This window comes from Streptomyces sp. SID14436 (assembly GCF_010548465.1).
Classification (GTDB): domain Bacteria; phylum Actinomycetota; class Actinomycetes; order Streptomycetales; family Streptomycetaceae; genus Streptomyces.
In genome coordinates this window covers 1-550 of sequence record NZ_JAAGMD010000824.1, presented here as the reverse complement: position 1 = coordinate 550, position 550 = coordinate 1, and the positions used below count along the sequence as shown (strand labels likewise).

Genomic DNA, 550 nt, shown 5'->3' with positions numbered 1-550 from the left:
GCCGCCCGACACCCCGTCCCACTGGGCGCCGCCCGCCCGGGTGGCCGCCGGGCGGCCCGGGTCGACCCCCGGCAACGGGCTGCTGGTGACCGAACTGGCCCTGCCGCACCGGCCCAAGGGTGTCCCCTACACGGTCAACGACCAGCTGATGGCCGCGACCGCGCTCACCCTCGCGCACTGGAACCGCGAGCACGGCGCCCGGCCCCGCCCGCTGCGCATCACCATGCCGGTGGACGACCGCCCCCGGGACGCCGGCATGCCCATCGGCAACGGCACCCGGCTCGTCGAGGTCCCCTTCTCCCCCGAGGAGGTCGACCCGGACCGGCTGCCCGAGCTGCTGCACCGCACCGCCCGCCGGACCCGCGCCCTCAAGGCGCTGCCCCGGCCCCAGCTCGGGCACGGCGCCGCCCTGCTCACCGCGCCGTGGGCCCCGGTGGGCTGCCGGGCGGTCCTCACCCGGGCCCTGCGGCGCACGGCGGCGCCCTGGACGTCGACCACCCTGCTCAGCAACATCGGCCGGATCCCCTACCCGCTGGACTTCGGCGAGGGG

The 550-nt window shown here is 78.4% G+C and carries 1 pseudogene; it reads left to right on the top strand.

From position 1 onward, the window contains the following. Positions 1-550 (top strand): annotated as a pseudogene (locus G3I53_RS30030) (condensation protein); the annotation flags it as partial.